A 22,212-nucleotide genomic window follows, 5' to 3' on the forward strand; every position below is an offset into this window, starting at 1 on the left:
CCACCTACCATCGCCGACAAGCCCGTTGCTGTCGCCGCGCCAAACGTGCTCAGCAAATAGTCGGTGTACAAATCGAGTTCTTTGTTCTTCATGGCGACAGGTTATCGTATGCACTGCGTAACATCAGATCTTAAGATCGGGTATCTGATGGGAAAGCTTGTTTGGCTAGGCCCTGCAATCGAGGCCCCTCAGATGCATATCGTTTTGTCGAAAAATGCTACTGACAAAGAAAAGAAAATGGAAGCCTTTAATCGTGGCCTGCAATCAATGGAAAAGGATGGCTCCCTTGCCAAGATGATTGCCGAGGCAGGTATTTGAAGGGAGATTTGGTCAGGGCTGGCAAGGATCACCACTGTCCTTGCCATGCGGGCTAGGACGGGAAATAACCCTATCAGTCTTGCCCCTCCCCGCCAAGTCCCGTGCAAACTGCCAAGCAACGCGGCCCGAACGGGAACCGCGGCCCAGCGCCCAGTTGAGGGCTGCACGCTCCGTTGTTTCGTCCCACTGCCGCACACCAAATTCAGCCAGCCAATGACGGGCTGCAACCAAGTATTCGTCTTGGGTGAATGGGTAAAAGCTCAGCCAAAGACCAAAGCGTTCTGATAGGCTGATTTTTTCCTCCACCGCATCGGCTGGGTGAATTTCGCCATCGACATGGCGTGTTTTCAGGTTCTCATCGAAATACTCTGGCAGCAGATGGCGGCGGTTTGAGGTGGCATAGATAAGTACATTGCTGCTGGTGGCGGCAACGCTGCCGTCGAGCACTGATTTGAGCGCCTTATAGCCGCCTTCGCCTTCTTCAAAACTAAGATCGTCGCAGAACACAATAAATCGTTCAGGCCTTGGCGCCAGCAGGGCAACGATATCGGCGAGGTCGCACAGATCGTCTTTGTCCACTTCTACCAAGCGCAGACCTTGGCTGACATACTCGTGCAGCACGGCTTTAACGAGCGATGACTTGCCGGTACCACGAGTGCCGGTAAGCAGCACATTGTTGGCCAGCCGTCCTTGCACAAACTGCCGTGTATTACGCGCGATCTCGGCTTTTTGCGGTTCAACGTTTTGCAGATCGGCTAGTTGGATCTTGTGCGGGTGGTGTATTGCCTCCAGCCAACCAACACTGGTGCCCAGCACGATCTTCTTACGCCAGCGAAACGCGGGGGCAGCCCAATTTAGTTCGGCATGCGGTGGTGGTAACAGGTGTTCAAACCGGATAAGCAGGCTTTCAAGATTCAGCACGACTCTTCCTCTTCTTGCCTAGTATCAGCGTGGTAGCGCTAGCCGTAATCAGCAAAGCGCCCGCAGTCCAGCACAGCAGCACGATGGGATTACGCTGGCTGAGCGGCGGTACTGGCAAATTGGTGATGTTTCCACGGCAAACGCCACGTAGATAATCAAATACCCCGCCTCGATCAAGACACAAATCGGCGGCGATGGCTTCCGTGCCATACAGCAGCAGCCCAGCCAGGCACAGCATGCCACCCAAGCCAAGGATGATAAATGGCGCAATGCTGCGTTCTTTCATGGCGTTATGACCTGTAGTCGGCATTGATTTTCACATAGTCATAACTGAAGTCACAGGTCCAGACCGTCGCGGTGATGGGCCCCCGGTTTAGTACGACGCGAATCAGGATTTCAGCCTTTTTCATCACACGTTGGCCATCTTCCTCACGATAGGCGGGGTTGCGGCTGCCTTGCGTTGCAACCAGTACGTCGTCGAGGTACAGATCGAGCTTATCGACATCCAGGTCCTCAATGCCGGCATAGCCTATGGCTGCCAGAATACGGCCCAGGTTGGGGTCGGATGCGAAGAAGGCTGTTTTGACAAGCGGTGAGCGGCCGATTGCATAACCGATAGCCTTGCACTCGGTTTCATCATGGCCGCCTTCGACTTGAACAGTCATGAACTTAGTTGCACCCTCTCCATCACGGACAATGGCCTGCGCCAGTGTCTGCGACAGGCGGGTGACAGCGTCGCGCAAGGCCAGGTAGTCGGCGCTGCTTGCATCGGCAATCTCCACACCGGTTTGGCCGGTGGCGATCAGCATAAAGCTGTCGTTCGTCGAAGTGTCGCCATCAATGGTGATGCAGTTGAACGACCTATCAGCCGCATGCTTGACCAGTTGCTGCAAGAGCGGCTGTGCTACTTTTGCGTCACAAGCCACATAGCCCAGCATGGTGGCCATATTCGGGTGAATCATCCCCGCGCCCTTGGCAATGCCGGTAATGGTGATGGTGTGGCCACCAATTTCCACCCGCATGCTGCTGGCTTTGGAGACCACATCAGTGGTCATGATGGCTTCTGCGGCTTCAGCCCAATGAGCAGGCGCCAAATCCGCTACGGCAGCAGGGATGACGCTCAGGATTTTCTCGTAGGGCAGGGGCTCCAGAATCACCCCGGTAGAAAATGGCAGGATGGCTTCAGGCCGGGTACCCAGGGTATTTGCCAGCGCAGCGCAAACCTTGAGTGCACGCTCACGGCCATCCAGGCCTGTGCCAGCATTGGCGTTGCCGGTATTCACCACTAGTGCGCGAGGAGTAGTTGCTGCCAAATGCTCACGGCAGATTTGCACCGGTGCCGCGCAAAAGCGGTTCTTGGTGAATACGCCCGCCACGCGCGCTTCGTCGGCTAGCTGCATGACCAACACGTCCTTGCGCCCCACCTTTTTGATACCGGCCGAGCCAATGCCAAGGGTGATGCCCGGGACGGGGTAAAGCGAGGCGGGGTCGGGTGCGACGAGGTTGACGGGCATGGCTGCGAATCCTTGTTGTTGCAGTGCGAAATGAGGCGGAATTGTAAGGCATAGATGACTCACTTGCGGTGGGCTTTATCGTCGACTTACACTACTGACTGGTCGGCAGTTCACCCAGGCGTCGCCGGTTCAATCGAACCACGCTAAACCTGCTCGGCAACCACTTCACTGGCGTAGGTTAACTTGCGTCGCTTGGCTCGAAACCCGAGTGCCAAGCCAGAACGGCGACCATGGCATGCCCGATTATGCGGCAGGCACGACGACAAGGATTCGACCATGTCCCGTTCCGCATTTCCATTTCACGTTCCCGATATTTCGCTGCTCGCCAAGTCTTTGAGTAAGCAGATCAACCAACAGTTGGCTGAAACCAGCCAACCTCCGAGTCATTTACAGCTATTGAATATGCTGGCGCGTGCGGTGGGCTTTCAAAACTACCAGCATCTGCGCAGCCAAACCGAGGCCAGCGAGGTAAACCCTGTACCGGTGTTGCCTGAAGTAGCACCCGATGCATCTGCCTTGCGGGCTGAGGCACAGGTGGCCAAGCCCATTGTCGATAGCAAGCGCCTGCTGCGGCATTTCGATGCGCAGGGCCGGCTTATGCGTTGGCCTGGCAAATTCTCGGAACAACAGCCTTGCCTGTGGCCGATTTGGGCGCGTATTCCGGCTGCCCGCACGATGAGTGAGACGGAGGTAAACGCATTCATCCGTGAATGCGAAACATTCGGCGACCATGTGCTGCTACGCCGCGAGCTGGTGAATTACAAGCTTCTGCGTCGCACCAGCGATGGGGCGGAATACCATCGTGTAGAACAAGCGCCGACAGTGGAGCTGGCTGACTTTATTCGGCAAATATCGGCAAGAAAGTCTCAATGAACCTGTTTGCCGTACAAGCCGGTATCCGTTTGAACCAACGCCACGCAGGCTATTTCTATGCTGCATGTTGCTGTGGGGTAGTTAACTGGCGGCTTCAATACGGTTGCATCAAATGCGGGCCGTATTGGACCACCGACGAGCTGGCTTTAGCTGCCAGCGTTAGCTGAACAAATCTGCTTGAGGACGTGGTTTGGCCTGTAGCAGCTTGCGCACAGGGGTGGGGATGCCGGCTTTGAGCGCTTCACCCCGTGTGAACCATTGGCTATCGGGTTCGGCTATGCGAGCGGACTCATCACGTACCGTCAGCACCAGTGGCGTGATAGTGAGTCGGAAGTGGGTAAAGGTGTGCACCAGGGCTGGCAGGGCGTCCCCAGTATCGACCACCAAACCAAATCGTGAATGGCACAACGCCGTTGCAGTAGCCGGAGAGTCGGCCTGTGGCAGGCTCCATAGTCCGCCCCAGATGCCGGTGGGCGGACGTCTTTCCAGTAGTAACTTGCCTTCGTGTTGAATCAACAGCATGACTGTCTCGCGCTCAGGAATGGCTTTCTTGATCTTGCGTGTGGGCAGTTCGGCGGTTCTGTCTTCAATATGGGCACGGCAATCCTCGCGCAGGGGGCAGCGGGGGCAGGCTGGTTTGCTACGGGTGCATAAGGTTGCGCCCAGGTCCATCAGACCTTGGGTGAATGCCGGCATATCGGCGGCTTGTTCGGGTAGTAGATCTTCGGCCAATTGCCAGAGCCGGGATTCAACTTTCTTCTCGCCCGGGAAACCCTCAATGCCTGCCCAACGGGTCAACACCCGTTTGACGTTCCCATCCAGAATCGGGGTGCGTTCCGCAAAACAAAAGCCGGCGATAGCAGCTGCGGTAGAGCGACCAATACCGGGCAGGGTTTCGATCTGTGCTGCGGTTTGTGGAAATACGCCCCCAAAATCTGCCCTCACCTTTTGTGCTGCCTTGTGCAGGTTACGCGCCCGAGTGTAGTAGCCCAGCCCAGCCCAATGGGCCAGTACGTCATCCAGCGATGCTTTTGCCAAGTCGGCCACGGTGGGGAAGGATGTCGTAAAGCGCTGGTAATAAGCAATAATGGTGGCGACCTGGGTTTGCTGAAGCATGATTTCGGATAACCATACCCGGTATGGGTCTGTGACCTGCCAGGGCAGGTCGTGGCGGCCATGGGCACGTTGCCAGCGGGTAAGGCGGTCGGCGAAGGGGGGAAGCGACATGAATTTAACAGTACAGGATTAAGAAAGCCGGCAGGGTTGATACGCTGCGGCGAGCTTGCCGTCAATCTTGTGGCTTGTTTAACTTGCAAACGGCTTGATACGTTATTAGAGGCGAGGGCTGGGTTGGCCCTCATGCCTGATGTTGCATCTCACTACACGGTTTCAACCTGTATTGGACGACTTTTCGTTTGCAACGAGCGAACTTCCGCCACATCTGCGAGCTGGCTTATCAGCCCCATGAGTGAGTGTTTGCCATCCAGCTCCAGCAGCACCTCGATACATCCGGTCTCATTGGGCTCGGAAGTTTTCGTACTCTGTACGGTAAAGCCGTACTGGCCTATGGTTTGTAACAGACGGGAAAAGGCGTCGTTTTGATTATCCAGACGCAAGGTCAAGTGCTTATGCATGGGGCTATACCTTGGGTTACTACTGCTTATTGATTGTTCAAATAGAGCCGCCTGGAAATGACGAAGCCCCCGATCTTTCGATTCGGGGGCTTCGTTTGGATTCTGGCGAGGGGTATCTGCTACTGCTGTCCCCGTCGCGCATGCACTAACGCGCCCCATGATCGAATCATCATGGTGCGTTTAGTTTTAATGGTCAGCGCGCGGTTGGCGAGAAGCATGGTGTAGTTTGTGCAGTGCAAAAAGCGAAGCAGATGCCAAGACTCTAACCGTAGCCGAGCCTTGTTGGCAAGTGCGCCAAAATAAGGCGGGCGTATTGGCGGCGGCCCTGTATTGGTGCGTTTGTCTATGCCGGGCATTCCTAGGTGCGTGTATGGGCGTGGCTTGGAGCGAATACATAGAGATAATTTAAGCCATTAAAAATCATGTACCTATTAAGAAATCGACTTACAAGTGCGCATGTGGCTGGGGGACTGGCATGGTTGCTGCATAACACTGCTTGTTACTCAGCTCTATGTCGGGGCTGGATCACCGGGATTCGTTGGGGAATCTGACTGGGGGCCTAAAATCTGTTCGCAGGTTGGATAGCTCCAGGCTGTTACAGCTTGCCTGTAAAGCTACATACAACGGCGTTTTTTGATCTGCCAAATAGGCGGTATTGAAGAACGCCGTATTTTTTTATCCGGCCCGGTTGATGGCTTGGTGCCGTACATTAAGATGATGGCCTATCCGCTGCTCAAGCACTCGTGCTGCTTCCATCCAATGCAGCGTATGCTTGCGCTATGAAGGTTTGTTAAAAGAGAAGACAATCTTCTGCCCGTGAGGCGATCCAACCTAGTCGTTGCTTTTGGCGATATATCTCCGGCGTGAAGCCGACCAAGTAACCATGTCACTGTCTAGTTTAACTATCGAGCCCGCGTTAATCGACCGCTATGGCCGCCGTATCGATTACCTACGTTTGAGCGTGACTGATCGTTGCGATCTGCGTTGTACCTATTGTCTACCCAAAGGATTTAAAGACTTTGAAGAGCCCAAGCATTGGTTGAATTTTGATGAAATCGAACGTGTGGTGGCCGCATTTGTAAGACTGGGTGTGCGACGTGTGCGTTTGACGGGGGGGGAGCCCTTGCTGCGGCAGGGTTTATCCGATCTGGCGGCGCGGTTGTCCAGCTTGCCTGGAATGAAGGACCTGTCGCTTTCCACTAATGCTACACAGCTGGTTCGCCATGCCCGCGCGCTGAAGCAGGCTGGTGTGAGCCGCCTGAATGTCAGTCTCGACTCCCTTCAAAGTGATCGATTCGCCGCCATTGCTGGCCGAGACGTACTGGGTGATGTGCTGGCAGGTTTGGCAGCTGCCCAGGCTGAGGGCTTTAGTCCTATCAAGTTGAATATGGTTGTGCAGCCGGGGGTTAACGATGATGAAGTCGAATCCATGGTGCGTTTTAGCCTGAAACAAGGATTCATTCTGCGGTTGATTGAAACCATGCCGGTAGGTGAAACCGGACGGCAGTCAGGCTTTCTTGATTTGCAGCAGGTATTGCGCAAACTTGCACAGAAATTTGATTTGACACCATCGGCTCTCGAACTGGGAGGCGGGCCTGCACGCTATTGGCAAAATCGAGACGGGGACTTCACCCTTGGTGCTATTACACCTATCTCCCAGCACTTCTGCGCTACGTGTAACCGTGTGCGACTCAGTGTCGATGGCACGCTTTATCTGTGTCTGGGTCAAGAGGACAAATTGGCGCTACGTCCACTGCTTCGCTCAGGCATTAGTGATAAAGAACTTGAGCAGGCAATCCGCAATGCCATCAGCTTGAAGCCTGAACGGCATGAGTTCCGCGAGCAGCCTAGCAAGGTAGTACGATTTATGTCTGCCACGGGCGGCTAGAAAAAAATGCCGCCAAATGGTTGACACGGATTTATTGCCCCATATAATTGCGGCTCTTCGAAACACAGCAATCGTAGATTCGAAGCGGGAGTAGCTCAGTTGGTAGAGCGCAACCTTGCCAAGGTTGAGGTCGAGAGTTCGAGACTCTTCTCCCGCTCCATGTCAAAATTTGCTGTGTATGCACAAGAAATTGCGGGAGTAGCTCAGTTGGTAGAGCGCAACCTTGCCAAGGTTGAGGTCGAGAGTTCGAGACTCTTCTCCCGCTCCAAGTTTCGAAGTGCTGGTTTTTGAAAAAAATGCGGGAGTAGCTCAGTTGGTAGAGCGCAACCTTGCCAAGGTTGAGGTCGAGAGTTCGAGACTCTTCTCCCGCTCCAAATTTTTAAAGGGAAAGTAACGCTTTCCCTTTTTCGTCTGTGATGTGTGGCGGGTTAGCAAAATGGTTATGCAGCGGATTGCAAATCCGTCCATCCCGGTTCGATTCCGGGACCCGCCTCCACTATCTAGTCGTATGCCCGGGTGGTGAAACTGGTAGACACAAGAGACTTAAAATCTCTCGGCGAAAGCTGTGCCGGTTCGATTCCGGCCCCGGGCACCAAAACTTTCCATATTAAACTCAATGGCTTAGCAATACCATGCTAAGCCATTTTTGTTTCTGCGTGCCTTTGTCCTCTCTGTTCTGATGTGGGAGGTACTTACACTTCCTATCGAGCTTCCCAGCGTTGTAAGACTATTCAAGCTTCCTGCTGCTTCTACAATTTTCTAGCCATCTTCTACAATTTTTGCTCCTCATGCGTAAAGAAACGATCCAGGGGGCTTACACTTTCTCCTTGCCTCTCGCGGGTGTAGTGTTCGGTCATTTCTCTAGTTTTATGGCCTAATAGCTTCTGCGCCTTGTTCAAATCGTTGATATCGGTAGCGGCTTTCGCGCGTAAGTCTCTAAATTGAAATGTGACCTTAGCCAGTGCACGCGCCTTATTGAACCGACTCCGAAGAGTTGTACTGTTCAGCCCGCTGCAGTCCTCGTCCTGAATTAAGGCTGTTCCTGTACTGCCGGTGTTGCGAGTAAGAATTCTCGAAATCACTTCGTCGAGTTTTCCAGTAATGCTTATGCGTAATTTCTTTCCGGTTTTGTTTTGCTTGATACATAGTGCTCCATCCTGAATATCCGAACGCTTCAGTTTGAGGACATCAGCAGGGCGTTGACCGGAGTAATATGCCAAATCCATTGCATCCTGCACTGTAAAGTGGGCTTGTTCCCAAACTGCTCGGTATTCTTCATCGCTTACATACTTATCCCGTCCTGTCTCACGATGCCCTTTAACTCCCTCGCAAGGATTAGGACGATCAGTTAGACCCCACTCACGGGCACGGTTAAAGATATGGCTTAGCAATGCTTTCTCTCGATTTGCGCGAACTTGAGCGGTAGCCCCTCGCTTATCAAGGTATTGACGCACGTGGGTTGGTTTAATTGAGTCAAGCGGCACCTCCCCAAATACCGCAAGCAAGTTAACCAGTTCCTTGGCATTGTCTTTCTGTGTTCGCGGGGCTTTGGTTGGGAAAACATCCCTCTTGTAGCGAGCGGCCACCGCTGCAAATGTAGAGTCGTTCGGGCTTGGTTCTGTATTTTCAAGCTCGGCCCACTTTCTTTTGGCAATACCAAGATCAGGTCCTAAAGCAATCCAGCGGCGAGGTTTCGTATTTGTTACGTAGTAGTAACTGAAACCTTTTCTCGCCATTCGGGGTGGAAGGTCAAAATCATTTGTGCGTTTGCGTCCCATATTCCAACCCTCCTACTGGCAAAGCGCATCAAAGTTAGGTTCAGCAGCGGGAGCGGAACGTGTCGCTTCTTCACTAACACCAAAGCGCATTAGGGCGTATTTGCGGGCGACGGTAGGACGCTCGTTGATGTCGGTAGCGAATACCCACCGGTTTTTCTTCAGCCACTTGGCTTGCAAAGCCTTATGCTTGCTTCCGGTAAGTTCTATAAGTTCGATCTTGCTAAGTAAGAAGCTGTCAGACATTTCAGTATTTTTGTAAGTATTGAGTTTGGTTGGCCGTGTAGAAGGCACGGGTGGTTACGAGAACTGCAGAACTGCCTAGCAGTAGGTGTTCTCGAAGTCCCTTTGCTCATTATTCAGGCGTTCATACGTATCTCGGGCATGCCAAGGCCATGTGCTCATGTCGGAGCCATAGCTGTTAAACAGCCGGTCGATTCTTGCCAGACGCTGCCCAGACAGAGCTTCGTTCTCGTCGGATGGACCGACCATGTACTTAAGCTCGTCCAACGATTCAGCCTTGCGAATCGCAGTAAGCAGTTGGTCGACGGTGAAGGTTTGTTTTTTCATGGTCCGTATCTCCTCAAATTATTCAGGGGAAGCAATGCCGGCAGGACTAGCGGCCCATGCCTTGCCGTTGGCGGGTCTCGTGCTTGGTCTGGCAGTGAACGCAGCGGATTGCAGACGGGCAAAGGGCGCGGCGTGCTGCGGGGATGTCGTCTTCACAATCCACGCACTCGGGCGTCCCTTGCTGGTGCAGGGAGCCGCGCCGCCTTGCAATGAGTGCGTCCAGGCGGCGTTGTGCTAAGTCGTTGGCGATGTCGATAGCGTCAGACATGGTTAATTCCTTTCGATAATAAAAACCAGGGTTTGCAATAGAAAGAAGGCGAGCACGTGCAGCAGGGCACGCACGCCGGCAAGGAACGGGCGTGGCTTATCCATACAAGCGGGCATAAAGATGTGAATCGGGTGGGGAATAGACCTGCTTCGGTGGCAGTTCCCACGGTGGTGGGCCTGGATCGTCGGAATAGCCAGCCCGTAGGCCGCTATCGGCAACCGGCAGCACAATGTGGTCGACCGGCTCCGTACAGTTATTGGCACAAGACCTAGATGGCCGGGCTGCGCCCGACCTAGCTGCGCGGCCTGCGGCCTTGCTGGTGTCGCGCTCTGCGCGCCACTCGATACGCCAAACCTTGGTGCGCGTAACGACAGGCGCGATGGGCTGCACCAAATCCTGCACACCCTTAATGACGGCACAGGCTTGCTCGCCATAGCGATTAACTTCGCCCGGACGGTCGGCCATAACAAACCCGACCGGCATATCCTTACGGGATACATTCGGCCCGCCCATAAGCTGGCAGAACGAGCGCCAGTCCCCCTTATCCGCAGCCAACACGGCGTAATCCAGAAAGACGCTATCCTGCTCCGCGCCCTTCAGCTTGCGCAGCTCGCGCCACAGCCCAACAGGCGGCCCGCCATAAAGCTGGAATTGGCGAAGACGCCAAAGCGAGGCCCAGCCGCGCACCTTCTTCGCACCAGTGACCGTATCGGTGCCGGCTTCGTAGTCATCGCCAAGCGCCCTATGCTCGCCACCTGCGGCAAGCTCTTCAGTCTTGCCGTCCAGGTTCTTAGTAAGGTATTTCGTCAGGTAGGCAACGGCACCACCAACGCGGCGGCCATCTTCCAGCACCCTTGCCGGCGTCATGGTCATGCAGTCAAAGCGCACGGTCGCACCGGGCTTCTTGCGCCAGATAGGGCGCGACTTACCCTCGACCTTGACCTTTTCCCAAACGGCCTCGGTCAGCTCTTCCGCATCATCGCGGCAGGCGTAGTAATTGAAGAGCGCGACGAACTGGCCCAATGCATGCGGCTCACCAAACAAAATCATGTGCCAATGCGGGCAAGCGTCGGCGTGCGGCTCAGTAACGCGAATGCCATACACACCCAGATGTCGCCGCGCACCAGCTGCACGGGTCTGCGCCCACACCCGACACAGGTGATTGTTAGCGTGCTTCGGCGTTGGCCTGTCTGCTGCCTCCCAAACAGGATTGGTTACCTGCTTATAGGCACGCTTGCCCTTCTGGCGCTTAATACTGATGGTCTTGCTCGGATGGAAACGACTTGGACACGTCAGCGTCACGAACACCGCACAGTGTCCGATATCCTCGGCAATCAACTCGAAACCCTTCACACGCGTGATTAACTCAGCGAAGCGCAAACGGGGATTGGATACGCTGGCCTGCTGAAGCTCGGACAAGCTCACCTCGTCACCGGCGTCACTGAACGCAAGCGTGGCCTGTAAAGCGGCCTGCTGGTCCTCCCACTTGCTCTGCATAGTCTGCAAGGCTTGGTCGGAAATGATCGTTTCGTGATCACGCCGCACTCGGCCAGACGCAATGCGGTTGTGCTCAAGAACCTGCATATGACGGCGGATCAGATTTCGACGCCACACCCTGTCGTCTTCCATACGACGACCAACCCCCTCAAGCGTGACGCTTCCCGACTTCACCCTCTCAGGTTCAACCGGCTCAGGGAGGCGAAGGCCAAAACGCTCAACAATAAACTCCCGCGTACTATCGATACCGAGCCAGCCCATCAGCCTGCCAGCGATGCTCGCGCCCTCCTCACCAGCACGGGCAACGTCGATCAGCGCGGCATCCTCATTACCGATCAGCGCATCAATCTTGTGCTGCAATTGAAGCGCCTCAACAAAGCCTGCGGGCTGATCTTGCCAATAGCGAAACCGAGCCAACAACGCTTTGTCGTCAGCCCCCGTCAGGCCGTCCCACTCTTGCGGCGGAATATGACGGCGGACAAACTCGGCAACAGTGCTCGGCTCGCCGTCATACCCCTTGGATGCGGCCAAATGCTCGGGGCAGTTTTCCGCAAGCCACTCGGAGTCAGTCTGTGCCACCCCAGCCGGAGGCGGATGTAACGAAAACTCATCCAGAAATGACAAGTCGTTCACTTGCGCGGCTCCCGGCCCTCAAACACAGGAAGCAGTGAAGAGCGGCGCGCAACGGCATACTTGTGCCGGTCGCACGCACGACTCAGCTCGGCCAAGACGTAACCGAGATTGCCACGCGCAGCGCGAACAAAAGGCTGCAGGTGAATCTCCAGCCCACTACAGGGAAACTTATGCAGCTTGGTCTCTAAATCAGCAAGGAGCCCGTCGATATGGGCAAGCAGGTCCGGGCCAGTCACTGCCAGATCGGCAAACCGTCCCGGCAAGATTGGATAACCATCCACCACCGCAACATGGTCCGGTCCGACAGGTTCCGGGCGACGACAATACGAAGGGGCAACGCTGCGAGCGCGCTTGACGTTCGCACGCGCAGCCTGACTGGCCTCGATCATGCGCAAAATGGCCCCGCAATGACTGGCGCTGGTCAGGGCGCGCTGTTCTTGGGAATGGGTTTGCATACTCAGGCCAACTCTGCCAACGCTGCAAAGGCGTCCATTGCCATACGGCTTGCCTGAAAATCCGCTTTCACTTGCTTATGACTGCGCAGCGCATCGACAAAGCACCACTTGCGAACCTCCCGCGAGGCAACCAATTCGTAACTGGCCATAACACCATCGAAGCGCATTTCCAGGCCGATAACGCGCACGAGCTTTGCACGGCGTGCGTGCCAATAAATGCCACCTTCCACGATGCGCTCTTGTGTGAGCTGAACTTCAATGCTGTTGTACATGCATGTCTCTTTCGTTTTTGCAGGCAAGCCGATCCCCTTGGCGCAGTGAGGCGCTTGAAAATCAGCTAATGGGATTAGGTGCTACGGGTCAGACGTTAAAGCGGCAGTTCGAGTTGGTTTTCCTGGCGCTCAAAGGCACGGCGCAAAATGCCAGCGTTACGGCTGCGAAGTTTTAGCGCCACTAACGGCAGACTATCGATGGACCCCTCGGGGATACCGGGAAACAGTACTTGCGCCTCTTCGTCCAGGCGGGTCGAGTAACGCATGCAGCGCTTGCACTGCACCCAGCTTTTACGGGTCGTTGCGCTGTACATGATGGATGAAACGGTGCAGGCGACGCCGCCACAAGGACAAGGTACAGCCATTTATAACCCCCCAGAGACATCACGATTCATCGCCACAAAGATTCAATCAGCCTGAACACGCTGGCGTAAGCCAGCGGCCACTGATATCAGGTCGGTCAGTTCTTTATCGATCCGCTTGCGTTCGGCAGGGCTGATTTGTTCACCCCACTCGGAAGCTGGCGACTGCGCATCAACCAGCTCGCGCCCCACGTCGCCACACTCCTGCACCACCCGACAAAACACCATGGTCAAGTCGCGCATAGAAACGTCAGCATCCGGCAAGGCAACGGTAATGCGGTTAATCAGGGCCGCCAGCGCGTCAGCGATAGCATGGCTTTGGGTGGCCTCTGTGATGAATGCCGCTTCTTCAAGGCTTAAATGGTTGCCTTCGAATGTGGGGCTGAGCTTGTGGGACAGAATGGCTGAATTCTTACCCATAGCCTGGGCCAGTCCATGAATGCCGTCATGGAAGTTTTTAGCAATCATCTGGGCGACAGAAACAATATGCGGGTAGCGTTTCATCTTGGAACCTTACTTTCCGATGGATACAGAAACCGCCCACACCCCTAAACTGCTAGGCATGGCTACGGTTAATACAAAACTTCGTTTGGATTTAGCGGCTGCGCCCACGCGGCGGCTTAGCTTCTTGGTCCCACCAAGCGCGAAGTACATCAGGGCGCAAGCGGGCGATACGACCTATCGCGCTATCCGGCAGCTTTTCTGGCCATGCGTGAATAGTTGAGCGCGCCGCACCTAAAGCCTTCGCGGCACTAGCCGGATATCCGAAAAATGAAACTACAAAAGCCTTGTTCATGTTTCCCTTTATGAACAAATGAATGATTTATGTACAAACTATGTACATGTTCGCATAGTGATACATTCGCTGCAATAAAAATGTACATTAAATGTTCGATAATATGAACATGTCTAGCCATCTAAGTGAACGAATTGGACGTGCAGCGAGAGAGGCGAAGCTAAGACCCGCGCACATTGCGACTGCGCTAAAGAAAAACCGATCAACTATCCAAAGGTGGTTCGACGGTTCGTCCAACACGCTCCCCGGTGACTTACTTCTACCGCTATCAAAGCTGCTAGGCGTCCGCCCAGAATGGCTTGCGAACGGCGAAGGCCCAATGCGCCTCAGCAAACAGCAGGCAGAATTAGCCAAACTGCACGAACCAGGGTTTGTCACCAAGGCAATACCAGAAGAACTAGCCAGCATGGTTGATGCTTGGATTGAACTTTACGAGAGCCAGCGGCTCTCCCCGCGCTTAATTGATTCGCTCTCTGGTATCGCCGAGTGCCTAAAACACGGCATCAATCCAACCAAGTGCGACTAGCATCGTCCTAACACCCCTACATCCATAAAAACCAGCAAAACCGCTGCCAGAGCGGCTTAGAGAATTATTCCCCAAAGCCAACCACGGCAACAACCGAACAATTTTCGCTTTTCTGATACTTTCTAACCGTAAAGCGAAAAAAATGTCGAGTTCGTGCACAAAGTTCAATTTTTTGACATTTTGCGCAGGAAAACCGAAAAAATATTTACATACACGCCATCCAGAAATGTACGCAAAAATACTTTTAATCGAAGATGACGACGCCATTGCAGCGGTCTACAAGCGGCAACTCGCACTAACGGGATTTCAGAGCATTGAACATTTCCCCAGCACTGAGGAAATAGAACAGAAGCTAATCGACGGATACACGCAGCCCAGTATCATTCTGAGTGACTACTTCATTAAGCCGCATTCGCCGGCCCGCTACGTACCAAAACTACGCGCTGCAAAAATGGATGCGCCGCTAGTTATCGCCAGTGGTGCAGTAGAAATGGAAACCTTAAACGGCTTTGCCATGCAGGGATGGATTCACGGCTACTTTTCGAAGGACACACCACTCGCGGTAATGATGAGTAGGATTTGCCAACATCTGATTGACCTGAATGGCCTCGCCCAAGACAAGTTTGATGAATGGCAACTTTTCCGGCGCTTTACTCACTTCCTGGATGACTACACAAGAGCCGAAGCGATGGCAATGCGTCAGCTTTTACTGATGAAAGAGCCGAAAGAGATTGCTGCACAGTACGATATAACTAAACCGCGCGTCTATGCACTACACAAGGACATGTTAGCCGTCATACCAGACAGGCAGGACACCCTAGCTATTTCAATAATGGGTAGAGCGCTTTCCCGACTGATAACACTATAAACGCCTCTGTATAATTGAATCCTTTTGGAGGCAAGCAATTGGCTTTACTAGACATCCTGCGCTATCCCGATGCGCGACTACGCACGACCGCGCAACCAGTGGAAACCATCACGCCAGACATTCAGCAACTCATTGCAGACATGATTGAAACAATGAATCATCATGATGCAATGGGCTTAGCGGCTAGTCAGGTAGATGTTCACAAACGCATTATTGTATTGGCGACAGGCGACGACTATTCAGACATTCGGGCGTACATCAACCCAGTAGTAACACTGCTCGGAGATGAAACACTGGACGTACCAGAGAGCTGCCTGTCGGTAGTTGGCATTCCTACTGAAATTGCAGCGAAAATGATGGTTAAACGGTCCCTCAACATCAACCTAAAGGCACTTGACCGCGAAGGCAACCCAGTTGATTTTGATGCAAGCGGCGTGCTTGCCATCTGCCTACAGCATGAAGTAGATCACCTTAACGGCATTCTCTACGTTGATCACACTACGCAAGACATACAGGAACAGATTCACCATTGTGAACTGGCAACTCCAGCTTAACCGGTAGAACCACAACAAAACGGATCAGGTGATTGCCCCCAATCACCTGAAAACTACCGCCAGCGTGCCGAACCAAACTGGCCATTAATCGCAAACCTTCACCAGAAGATTGCTCGCCATTCTTGGTCGCCCCCGGAGATACCGCTTCTTCACCTAACCGCTCCAGGCGCTCAGGGCAAACAGTGGCCTCATTCTCAACGTGGAATATTACTTTTGCCCCCAACAATGCAAAATCTAAACTGACGGTACTACCTCCCTCACTATAACGGCAGGCATTAGTCAGCAACTCGCGCAACACCTCGGTCATAAGATATTCATCAACGACAGCATCAGCCACTCTGGGACCAATCGCGCATTTAAGCGATATTCCTCGCTTAGCCAATAATGGCTCGGCAACGCCAAGTCGCCATTCAATAATTTCCCCAGCTATTCCGAATGGGCGCACAGTTAGACAGATAGAAGAATGAAGCGATCGATTCGCGATGCGAACCCCTCGCCTCAAGTCATCAAGTCCATTAATTGCACCTTCACGATTCCCCAATGTCAACATGGCTTCAATATGGCTTATCTGATTCTTAATATTGTGTGCCGAGGTTTCCATCCTATTAAGAATGGCATCATTGGTTACGCTTAGCATCGCATAGCTATTATCAAGCTGCACTTTCGCTTTCACAGTCGCTTCATGACTTGCCGCCGCCTTTTCTCTGTGCTGTTTTTCAGACCGATACCGCAGTAGCTCAGAAATGTAATTCCAGAACAGCAAGTCGGACAAAACTGCAGCATTAATGACGGTAGACCATACTGGCGGGTCAATTAGACTTGAGTATTGGCGAAGTAGAATCAATCCAAAACCGCAGTAGCAAAGTAGCTGCCCTACCAATATTCGCCCAGCATCAGGCAACTTAGCACGCACCGCAGCCAGGAGATATAACAGCATGGCCAGCGGAGAGGCGACCATGCTACCCATCATCAGCGGGACAAAAAATTGCAAAGACCCAAAATCAGAACCAACCAGAGCATAGACAATAGAGAGTGTGGCTAGGCTGCCATTAAAGGCTATCACCATCTTTAAGCCATTAGTTCCAAACAAACTAATTCGCCGCCCCCCGCTATTTGCATGAACCACACTCACGAGCGCCAAGGGGGCAATCGTTAAATAACCAAACAGCGGCAACAAAAGGGACATCCGCTGAACAACAGCGCTATCAACGGGCGCGGGAGCCCCCATTCTTGCCATCATCCACCATGCGATGAACATTTGCGCCAATAGATAGAGCCAAGGCCCAAGTTCGCGGCGAGATATGGCAAGGTAAAACATGAAAAGCATGCCAACAGAAATAGCACCACCGAACCAACCTCGAGCACCCGACATATCACTCTGCCAAGTCAGATATGCCCGCTCACCAAAGGCCTGGAAGTCTAGATAGATAGAAAAAGGAGAATCGAGACGAATCATGACGGGTGTTGACTTGTTGTTTACCACGATGTGAGCGCTAGGCGCACCAGCTTCATAAGACAAGCCCAAATCAGACCCGCCATCATGGACAACTTTCATTGTCGCCCCCCAAAGCTGCCAAACCGTACTTCTCGCCATCCCTGTCATAGGCGCTAAAACATAGGCATCATCGTCGGCAAAGACGCTAAAAATGGCATAGACAACCTTCCCCCGATAGGCGCTTTCGCTCTCATCAATTGAGAGAGGGGCGCTACTACCATTCAGGCCCTGGCCATTTAAAAATTTGGTCAATATTTCAGCAGGCGGCGTGCTTCGAGGCGCAACGAGGTAACGTACTACATTACGCGGGACAGCCCTCCTAGCATCATCCTCAACATTGACAGGCTCGGCGGTTGAAACAAGGTAGTTACTCTGCTGATCCGTAACGGGGATATCCGCGAAGAGCTGACAAGACAGCGACTTGCAATGGCTGGCTTCCGCAAGACTGGCGCAAATGACCACCATAAAAAACACAAAAGCTCGAATCAACTAGATAACTCCATAAGAGGGGGCAATTCTAGTGCTCGACCACCTAGTGTCAATATTAGCTAACCACTATCAAAGCTATGTTTTATGCGGCTTAGGGCAATTTATTCACAGTATTTGTGAGCAAAAAACCATGCAAAAGCCCCGCAACTTAGGCGGGGCTTCGCGTTTTTCTGGATGCCTAGGGGTTAGGCTGCAGAAGCCTAATCTCGTTACGTCCAAGCTGCGATTAATTCCGATGCTTGCTGATTCTTCATGGCCCAATCGGCAGTTACCTTACACCGATGCTCAATCAAAGTCCTTATCACGCACAAGTCGCCACCTAGGTTTCGACTAAAGATAGGCTCGTGATGCGCAATCCGATTCCTCAACGTTCGGATATGCTCCAAGTCACCATAAAGACTTTCCCTCAGCTGCTCGATAGTCCTAGTCGAATCCAGATTTGGGAAAACACGCCTCAGGTGACGACGCCACAAACGATCATCGTTCCGCTGGGTGAACATCTTCTGCCAAAAGACAAACTTAAGTTCAGGTATGACCTTTCCGACTGTCGTCGCCTTCCGTCTCGCACTTTGCAAATCCTGGCGTGGGCTGTATCCCACTTGCGGGGCAGGCAAGCTTTGCTCAAACCCAGGCGACCACGGCCACCTATCGCCGTAGATTGCTTCTAGCGCGTCAGCAACAGCATTGCGCACCACGACCTCACAGATATGCAGGGGTGCTAGCAGTGCCGCTGACACTTGGGCATTCCAAGCATAGAGCGCCAATGCGGTGGGGTCATCATCCCCCCGCCTGCCTGACGCTAGCTCATAAGTTCCAAGACGCGGGGCAGATAATGCCCCTCGAATTGCGATAACGGTTTCCCGTGTTGACGGCATCGTCAATAAACCCTATAGTTTTCTTACTAGCCAAGGGAATTGCTGGCGCAAGCCTCCCCCCATGGACAGACGATAGTACTGAGAAACCCGCCTAACGGCGGGTTTTTCTATTCTATCTGCCCAACATCGCGCGGAACAACAGCAGCTCACGCTACGCCACCACCTCCGCCCGCACCTCTAACTCCAAGTCCGTCGTAAACCCGCTGCTATCAAGCTTGTGCGTTGCCTTGCCAATGATCCAGGGCAGGCCATCAATCGCGGGCTTCCAGCCGCTGACGGCTGCCGGTTGCTCGGGGAAAAGCTCCGGCCTTCCCTTGGCTAGCGTTAGGCTAAAGGTTGCTACCCCGCGTTGCAGGCGGTCCCATTCCGCCTTGGCGGCGCGCTGGGCGTTGGCCTTGCTGGCGTAGGTATGCCGTAAGGTCTTGGTGCTTTCGATGCTGGGGCGGGTTTTCTTATTGGCTTTGACCGGGCCAGCCTTGTCGATCAGCACTTCGCCTTTCTTCGCCCCCTTGGTGTCTTGGAAATAGGCGCGCACCGCTGTGTAGGTCTCGCGGTCAGCAATGGCGAAGCGATGGCCGTCGCCGTGCTGGCGGGTGATATGCACCTGCGCAATCGCGGCACCGCTGGCGGTCTGGCCAGCCCCGGCTTTGATAAACAGCAAGCGCCCCGCCTTGACCGTGGCGATTGCGCCGTGCAGGGTTGCCAAGCGGCTTAATAGGTTGATATCCGATTCTGCGGTTTGGTCGATATGGGCGACGGCTTGGCTATCGAGTGTCGGGGCAATTGCCGGCTTCAGGCTGGCTTCCCGCGCTATCTTGCGCACAATGCTGCCCACGGTCTGACGGTGCCAACTGCGTTCCTTCTTGGTACTCAGTCCGGCGCGCAAGTCGGCCGAACGGGCGCGCAAGGTGAGCTTGTCCGGCGCGCCGCTGTGTTCCACTTCGTCTACCACGTATTGGCCCTTTTCCACCAAGGGCGCACCGAGCCAGCCCAGCGCTAACGACAACTTGGCACCGCGTGATGGCAGGTCTAGTTTGCCGTCACGGTCTAACAGCACAATATCGAGCTGGTCGGCCTCAAAGCCGCGATTGTCCGTCAGCGTCAGCGATTCCAGGCGCTTGGCAAAGCTGGTGGTGATGTCTTTGCTATCCAGCATCAGCCTAAAAACCGGCGTGCGGGCTGCGCTGCTCATGATCCCAGCCCCAGGCTAGCCAAACCGCCCAGGTTGCCCAGCAGGCCGCCCAGGGTATCGACTGCGTTATCGTCAACGCGCTTGAGGTTGAGGGTGAAATCAATCTGTCGCGCTGCGCCATCGCTAAAGAACACCGAGCGCGTGACTTCCTTACTTTCAATCACAAACAACCCATACAAATAGCCATCCCCGCCAATCAACGGCCACGACGTGCCTTGGTCCGCCATTTCATCCAGTTGCAGCAACGTCAGCTCGCCCCCGGTCAGCTCGGGATAAAGCACGCCGGATAAAGTCACGGTTTCTTCATCCAGGCCCAGGAATTGGCTTTCCGGGCGCACACCTACCGCGCTACCGCTGGGATGTCGCCATGCCTTCTTATGCTGCATTTCTTGAAACGGCGCGCTGCGCAGTTCGAATACGAATAGACCCAATGCCATCATGATGTTGCTCCTTAATCGCGATCTGCCAGTCGGCTGCGGTTGGCGGCTTGGGCACTACGCTGTTGGCGCGCGATTTCCTGTGCCACCAACTGGGCGAGCTTGCGTTCATCCATGCCGGGGGCGGCGTTGATGGTGATGTTGATGGGGGCAGGAGCAGCCTGTGCCGACGCAGCAGGGCGGGATAATGGCGGACGGCTATCAATCTTGACCGGCGTCGCGTTGGCCATTACCGGCGAGCCAAGGGAGAGGGCAGCCGCCACCGGCGTGGTTAACTGCTTGGTCAGCGCCAACATACGGTCGAGCGGACCTTGCTGGCCCTTGTCGATACCGACGTCCAAGCCCTGCATGGTGTATTGCCCAATCTGGGCAAAGACGCGGCTAGGGGAATGGATATCAAGCTTGGTGCGTAGCCAACCGGGTAGCGCATCGCCCAGGCTGGCGAACTTGTCCTTTAACACGCCCCACTTGGCGCTAATCCCATTAATCAGCCCGTCGATGATCTGGCCGCCGATGGTCATAAATTGGCTAGGCAGGTTAGACATGAACGCCTTGATGTCGTCCCAATGCCGATAGATCAAACGCACGGGGGACCATTGCAAGTACAGCGCGTAAATCGTCTGCGCCACACCGCCGACTTTTGCACTGATCCAATCCCAGCATGCGCCCGCGCTGGACTTGATACCGGCCCACAGCGCGGCGAACATCGGTCCTAGCGCGCCCCAGTTGGCCCAAATAGTGAGGGCCAGTGTCGCCAGAGCAACGGCCAAGGCCACCACGGGATTCGCCAGCAGGAAGACAAACACGACGCGAGCCACCGTAAGTAGCTTCATCAGCGCGCCGCCAAGCCAACCAGCTGCCGCACCCAATAGCTTGAAGCCACTCACCAGCCCACCAAACACAACGCGGCCCACCGCTGGCAGCTTCATCAATCCACTACCCAAGCCGCCCAACTTCATCCCCAACAAGCCAACACTCAGCCGGACCATGGCAAGCGGCCCCAACACGGCAGCAAACGCCAGCGCCAAGCCTCCGAGCACGGTCAATGTCACCGCCAATACGGCAGCGCATTTCATTAGCCCACTGGTCAGTTGCGGGTGCGCCTTCGCCCAAGCGCCGGTTTGTTCAGCCAGCTTGCCCAGCCATTCGGTAACGGCTTTCAGCTCGGGCGCGATGGCTTCGCCAAACACCACGAGGGCATTCGTAAACGTCCCGCTAGCGGCATCCCATAGGTTTTGCAGGGTGCCAAGCTGTTTATTGACGCGCTGCTGCAAGCTGGCCTGATTCGCCATCTTGGCTTGCACGTCGGCGTAACCCGCCGCGCCCTTGTCGATTAGCAACGAGACCACTTGCAAGGTTTCTGAATTATCACCGAATAGCTTGTTGATGGTGCCTAATCGGTCTTGCGTGGAGAGCTTCTTGAGCTTCTCCAGCTGGGCAAACAGCTTATTCAGGCCACCGAATTCACCCTTGCCATTGGTAAAGTCGAGCTTGATCTTGTGCTTGGTTAATTCGGCATTGACCTTGCTCACCTTATTCGCATCAAGAGAGACTTGCAGCACCTGACGGTAGGCATTCCCGGCCGATTCACCCGCCATGCCGGCCTGATTTGCCATCACCAGAAGAGGGGCAAGCGCATTGGCACCCTCAATGCCCTTCATACGTATTGTATCCATAGCGGGTGAGAGCTTGGCGAAGCCCTGCAACATATTGCCGCTATTGACGCCTAGGTAAAACGTGCGCTGGATGGTATCCATCAAGCTCAACATGTCCGCTTCGCTGGTGCGTGTGGCGTCCTGCAACTGGGCGGCAAACTCGGCAGCCTCGGCCATCGGCATTTTCAACTGCACGCCTAGGTAGGCCGTGGCTTGGCCTATTCACCCGGCAACTAAGTGTTGATCAGGCGGCGTACTTGATCCTGGGGTCTTCGAAATAGGAGCACACTCGTTCCGGGGTGTTTTCCAACATCTCCATATGGGCTTTGGTCGCTTGCTTGAGCT

25 protein-coding genes and 5 tRNA genes are annotated in these 22,212 nt (G+C 54.3%); 11 read left to right on the plus strand and 19 right to left on the minus strand.

The genetic code is table 11. The features are described 5' to 3' along the window. Nucleotides 1–192 precede the first annotated feature (192 nt). On the plus strand, nt 193–318 hold the full coding sequence (locus CSQ89_RS23530) for a hypothetical protein (RefSeq protein WP_255408646.1): 126 nt from the start codon (nt 193–195) through the stop codon (nt 316–318). A 12-nt stretch (nt 319–330) separates the two neighbouring features. Here CSQ89_RS23530 and CSQ89_RS13740 read toward each other — a convergent pair whose 3' ends face one another. The 4 genes from CSQ89_RS13740 to CSQ89_RS23535 form a co-directional block, all read right to left on the minus strand. Beyond that, a complete protein-coding gene (locus tag CSQ89_RS13740; RefSeq protein WP_099406713.1) occupies nt 331–1,239 on the minus strand; it encodes an ATP-binding protein in 909 nt (302 codons plus the stop codon). Continuing rightward, nucleotides 1,226–1,525 carry a hypothetical protein gene (locus CSQ89_RS13745; protein ID WP_099406714.1) on the minus strand — a complete coding sequence of 100 codons (300 nt, stop codon included), beginning with the start codon at nt 1,523–1,525 and terminating at the stop codon, nt 1,226–1,228. The genes CSQ89_RS13740 and CSQ89_RS13745 overlap by 14 nt, the downstream gene beginning before the upstream one ends. A gap of 4 nt (nt 1,526–1,529) precedes the next feature. After that, entirely contained in the window at nt 1,530–2,753 is a 1,224-nt protein-coding gene (argJ, locus tag CSQ89_RS13750; RefSeq protein WP_099406715.1) for a bifunctional glutamate N-acetyltransferase/amino-acid acetyltransferase ArgJ, read from the minus strand. A gap of 143 nt (nt 2,754–2,896) precedes the next feature. Next, nucleotides 2,897–3,031: a hypothetical protein gene (locus tag CSQ89_RS23535; RefSeq protein WP_255408647.1), complete on the minus strand. Its 135-nt coding sequence runs from the start codon at nt 3,029–3,031 to the stop codon at nt 2,897–2,899. On the opposite strand from CSQ89_RS23535, the gene CSQ89_RS13755 reads away from it, so the two are divergent. Continuing rightward, the gene (locus CSQ89_RS13755; RefSeq protein WP_099406716.1) at nt 3,030–3,626 is read left to right on the plus strand and encodes a DUF2087 domain-containing protein; all 597 of its coding nucleotides are present in this window, start codon (nt 3,030–3,032) and stop codon (nt 3,624–3,626) included. The genes CSQ89_RS23535 and CSQ89_RS13755 overlap by 2 nt on opposite strands. A 159-nt stretch (nt 3,627–3,785) precedes the next feature. Here CSQ89_RS13755 and mutY read toward each other — a convergent pair whose 3' ends face one another. Next, a complete protein-coding gene (gene mutY / locus CSQ89_RS13760; protein ID WP_099406717.1) occupies nt 3,786–4,853 on the minus strand; it encodes an A/G-specific adenine glycosylase in 1,068 nt (355 codons plus the stop codon). A gap of 152 nt (nt 4,854–5,005) precedes the next feature. Beyond that, nucleotides 5,006–5,260 carry a hypothetical protein gene (locus CSQ89_RS13765; RefSeq protein WP_099406718.1) on the minus strand — a complete coding sequence of 85 codons (255 nt, stop codon included), beginning with the start codon at nt 5,258–5,260 and terminating at the stop codon, nt 5,006–5,008. 883 nt (nt 5,261–6,143) lie between these two features. Between CSQ89_RS13765 and moaA the strand changes: the two genes are divergently transcribed. The 6 genes from moaA (at nt 6,144) to CSQ89_RS13795 (ending at nt 7,743) form a co-directional block, all read left to right on the plus strand. Then, nucleotides 6,144–7,148, plus strand: coding sequence for a GTP 3',8-cyclase MoaA (gene moaA / locus CSQ89_RS13770; RefSeq protein ID WP_099406719.1), 1,005 nt, complete (start codon nt 6,144–6,146; stop codon nt 7,146–7,148). A gap of 84 nt (nt 7,149–7,232) precedes the next feature. After that, a tRNA-Gly gene (locus tag CSQ89_RS13775) sits at nt 7,233–7,308 on the plus strand. Nucleotides 7,309–7,340: 32 nt separating this feature from the next. Beyond that, nucleotides 7,341–7,416: transfer RNA gene (locus CSQ89_RS13780), tRNA-Gly, on the plus strand. A 30-nt stretch (nt 7,417–7,446) separates the two neighbouring features. Next, a tRNA-Gly gene (locus CSQ89_RS13785) sits at nt 7,447–7,522 on the plus strand. Nucleotides 7,523–7,570: 48 nt separating this feature from the next. Then, nucleotides 7,571–7,644, plus strand: a tRNA-Cys gene (locus CSQ89_RS13790). Nucleotides 7,645–7,658: 14 nt separating this feature from the next. Next, a tRNA-Leu gene (locus CSQ89_RS13795) sits at nt 7,659–7,743 on the plus strand. A 175-nt stretch (nt 7,744–7,918) separates the two neighbouring features. Here the strand turns inward: CSQ89_RS13795 and CSQ89_RS13800 are convergent. The 9 genes from CSQ89_RS13800 to CSQ89_RS13840 all read right to left on the minus strand — a co-directional run bounded on the left by CSQ89_RS13800 (nt 7,919) and on the right by CSQ89_RS13840 (nt 13,484). Beyond that, complete coding sequence (locus CSQ89_RS13800; RefSeq protein WP_099406720.1) at nt 7,919–8,926, minus strand: tyrosine-type recombinase/integrase; 1,008 nt, start codon at nt 8,924–8,926, stop codon at nt 7,919–7,921. Between the two features lie 12 nt (nt 8,927–8,938). Next, nucleotides 8,939–9,169, minus strand: coding sequence for a DUF4224 domain-containing protein (locus CSQ89_RS13805; RefSeq protein WP_139022944.1), 231 nt, complete (start codon nt 9,167–9,169; stop codon nt 8,939–8,941). A 75-nt stretch (nt 9,170–9,244) separates the two neighbouring features. Beyond that, nucleotides 9,245–9,493 carry a hypothetical protein gene (locus CSQ89_RS13810; protein ID WP_099406722.1) on the minus strand — a complete coding sequence of 83 codons (249 nt, stop codon included), beginning with the start codon at nt 9,491–9,493 and terminating at the stop codon, nt 9,245–9,247. A gap of 46 nt (nt 9,494–9,539) precedes the next feature. Then, nucleotides 9,540–9,761, minus strand: a complete 222-nt coding sequence (locus CSQ89_RS13815; protein WP_099406723.1) for a TraR/DksA C4-type zinc finger protein — start codon at nt 9,759–9,761, stop codon at nt 9,540–9,542. 96 nt (nt 9,762–9,857) lie between these two features. Next, on the minus strand, nt 9,858–11,891 hold the full coding sequence (locus tag CSQ89_RS13820) for a replication endonuclease (RefSeq protein WP_099406724.1): 2,034 nt from the start codon (nt 11,889–11,891) through the stop codon (nt 9,858–9,860). Then, nucleotides 11,888–12,346 (minus strand): hypothetical protein, encoded by a 459-nt coding sequence (locus CSQ89_RS13825; RefSeq protein WP_099406725.1) that lies wholly within the window; start codon nt 12,344–12,346, stop codon nt 11,888–11,890. The genes CSQ89_RS13820 and CSQ89_RS13825 overlap by 4 nt, the downstream gene beginning before the upstream one ends. Nucleotides 12,347–12,348: 2 nt before the next feature. Beyond that, nucleotides 12,349–12,618, minus strand: coding sequence for a hypothetical protein (locus CSQ89_RS13830; protein WP_099406726.1), 270 nt, complete (start codon nt 12,616–12,618; stop codon nt 12,349–12,351). A 95-nt stretch (nt 12,619–12,713) separates the two neighbouring features. Beyond that, on the minus strand, nt 12,714–12,884 hold the full coding sequence (locus tag CSQ89_RS22500) for a hypothetical protein (RefSeq protein ID WP_158228995.1): 171 nt from the start codon (nt 12,882–12,884) through the stop codon (nt 12,714–12,716). 141 nt (nt 12,885–13,025) lie between these two features. Further along, nucleotides 13,026–13,484: a phage regulatory CII family protein gene (locus CSQ89_RS13840; protein WP_099406728.1), complete on the minus strand. Its 459-nt coding sequence runs from the start codon at nt 13,482–13,484 to the stop codon at nt 13,026–13,028. A 611-nt stretch (nt 13,485–14,095) separates the two neighbouring features. Between CSQ89_RS13840 and CSQ89_RS22105 the strand changes: the two genes are divergently transcribed. From CSQ89_RS22105 to def, 3 genes are all read left to right on the plus strand, one after another. Beyond that, nucleotides 14,096–14,302 (plus strand): hypothetical protein, encoded by a 207-nt coding sequence (locus tag CSQ89_RS22105; protein WP_139022942.1) that lies wholly within the window; start codon nt 14,096–14,098, stop codon nt 14,300–14,302. Between the two features lie 226 nt (nt 14,303–14,528). Continuing rightward, nucleotides 14,529–15,170: a response regulator gene (locus tag CSQ89_RS13850; protein ID WP_099406730.1), complete on the plus strand. Its 642-nt coding sequence runs from the start codon at nt 14,529–14,531 to the stop codon at nt 15,168–15,170. Between the two features lie 38 nt (nt 15,171–15,208). Further along, the gene (def, locus tag CSQ89_RS13855) at nt 15,209–15,724 is read left to right on the plus strand and encodes a peptide deformylase (RefSeq protein WP_099406731.1); all 516 of its coding nucleotides are present in this window, start codon (nt 15,209–15,211) and stop codon (nt 15,722–15,724) included. Here def and CSQ89_RS13860 read toward each other — a convergent pair. The 4 genes from CSQ89_RS13860 to CSQ89_RS13880 all read right to left on the minus strand — a co-directional run bounded on the left by CSQ89_RS13860 (nt 15,669) and on the right by CSQ89_RS13880 (nt 22,089). Continuing rightward, entirely contained in the window at nt 15,669–17,708 is a 2,040-nt protein-coding gene (locus CSQ89_RS13860; protein WP_139022940.1) for an ATP-binding protein, read from the minus strand. The two genes, def and CSQ89_RS13860, sit on opposite strands and share 56 nt — an antisense overlap. A 1,026-nt stretch (nt 17,709–18,734) precedes the next feature. Beyond that, nucleotides 18,735–19,775, minus strand: a complete 1,041-nt coding sequence (locus tag CSQ89_RS13870) for a phage late control D family protein (protein ID WP_099406734.1) — start codon at nt 19,773–19,775, stop codon at nt 18,735–18,737. Next, the gene (locus CSQ89_RS13875) at nt 19,772–20,215 is read right to left on the minus strand and encodes a phage tail protein (RefSeq protein WP_233203165.1); all 444 of its coding nucleotides are present in this window, start codon (nt 20,213–20,215) and stop codon (nt 19,772–19,774) included. The genes CSQ89_RS13870 and CSQ89_RS13875 overlap by 4 nt, the downstream gene beginning before the upstream one ends. An 11-nt stretch (nt 20,216–20,226) precedes the next feature. Then, nucleotides 20,227–22,089, minus strand: a complete 1,863-nt coding sequence (locus CSQ89_RS13880; protein ID WP_099406736.1) for a phage tail tape measure protein — start codon at nt 22,087–22,089, stop codon at nt 20,227–20,229. Nucleotides 22,090–22,212: the final 123 nt, after the last annotated feature.

This window comes from Chitinimonas sp. BJB300 (assembly GCF_002735695.1).
GTDB lineage: Bacteria > Pseudomonadota > Gammaproteobacteria > Burkholderiales > Chitinimonadaceae > Chitinimonas.

Excerpts from the sequence above, each read along its gene's own strand:
- CSQ89_RS13825 (WP_099406725.1), bottom strand. The coding sequence starts at position 12,346 with ATGCAAACCCATTCCCAAGAACAGCGCGCCCTGACCAGCGCCAGTCAT.
- CSQ89_RS13805 (WP_139022944.1), bottom strand. The coding sequence starts at position 9,169 with ATGTCTGACAGCTTCTTACTTAGCAAGATCGAACTTATAGAACTTACC.
- CSQ89_RS13765 (WP_099406718.1), bottom strand. The coding sequence starts at position 5,260 with ATGCATAAGCACTTGACCTTGCGTCTGGATAATCAAAACGACGCCTTT.
- CSQ89_RS13840 (WP_099406728.1), bottom strand. The coding sequence starts at position 13,484 with ATGAAACGCTACCCGCATATTGTTTCTGTCGCCCAGATGATTGCTAAA.
- CSQ89_RS22500 (WP_158228995.1), bottom strand. The coding sequence starts at position 12,884 with ATGCGTTACTCGACCCGCCTGGACGAAGAGGCGCAAGTACTGTTTCCC.
- CSQ89_RS13815 (WP_099406723.1), bottom strand. The coding sequence starts at position 9,761 with ATGTCTGACGCTATCGACATCGCCAACGACTTAGCACAACGCCGCCTG.
- argJ (WP_099406715.1), bottom strand. The coding sequence starts at position 2,753 with ATGCCCGTCAACCTCGTCGCACCCGACCCCGCCTCGCTTTACCCCGTC.
- CSQ89_RS13810 (WP_099406722.1), bottom strand. The coding sequence starts at position 9,493 with ATGAAAAAACAAACCTTCACCGTCGACCAACTGCTTACTGCGATTCGC.
- CSQ89_RS13850 (WP_099406730.1), top strand. The coding sequence starts at position 14,529 with ATGTACGCAAAAATACTTTTAATCGAAGATGACGACGCCATTGCAGCG.
- CSQ89_RS23535 (WP_255408647.1), bottom strand. The coding sequence starts at position 3,031 with ATGGTCGAATCCTTGTCGTCGTGCCTGCCGCATAATCGGGCATGCCAT.
- mutY (WP_099406717.1), bottom strand. The coding sequence starts at position 4,853 with ATGTCGCTTCCCCCCTTCGCCGACCGCCTTACCCGCTGGCAACGTGCC.
- CSQ89_RS22105 (WP_139022942.1), top strand. The coding sequence starts at position 14,096 with ATGCGCCTCAGCAAACAGCAGGCAGAATTAGCCAAACTGCACGAACCA.
- CSQ89_RS13800 (WP_099406720.1), bottom strand. The coding sequence starts at position 8,926 with ATGGGACGCAAACGCACAAATGATTTTGACCTTCCACCCCGAATGGCG.
- CSQ89_RS13745 (WP_099406714.1), bottom strand. The coding sequence starts at position 1,525 with ATGAAAGAACGCAGCATTGCGCCATTTATCATCCTTGGCTTGGGTGGC.
- CSQ89_RS23530 (WP_255408646.1), top strand. The coding sequence starts at position 193 with ATGCATATCGTTTTGTCGAAAAATGCTACTGACAAAGAAAAGAAAATG.
- moaA (WP_099406719.1), top strand. The coding sequence starts at position 6,144 with ATGTCACTGTCTAGTTTAACTATCGAGCCCGCGTTAATCGACCGCTAT.
- CSQ89_RS13870 (WP_099406734.1), bottom strand. The coding sequence starts at position 19,775 with ATGAGCAGCGCAGCCCGCACGCCGGTTTTTAGGCTGATGCTGGATAGC.
- CSQ89_RS13755 (WP_099406716.1), top strand. The coding sequence starts at position 3,030 with ATGTCCCGTTCCGCATTTCCATTTCACGTTCCCGATATTTCGCTGCTC.
- CSQ89_RS13830 (WP_099406726.1), bottom strand. The coding sequence starts at position 12,618 with ATGTACAACAGCATTGAAGTTCAGCTCACACAAGAGCGCATCGTGGAA.
- CSQ89_RS13875 (WP_233203165.1), bottom strand. The coding sequence starts at position 20,215 with ATGATGGCATTGGGTCTATTCGTATTCGAACTGCGCAGCGCGCCGTTT.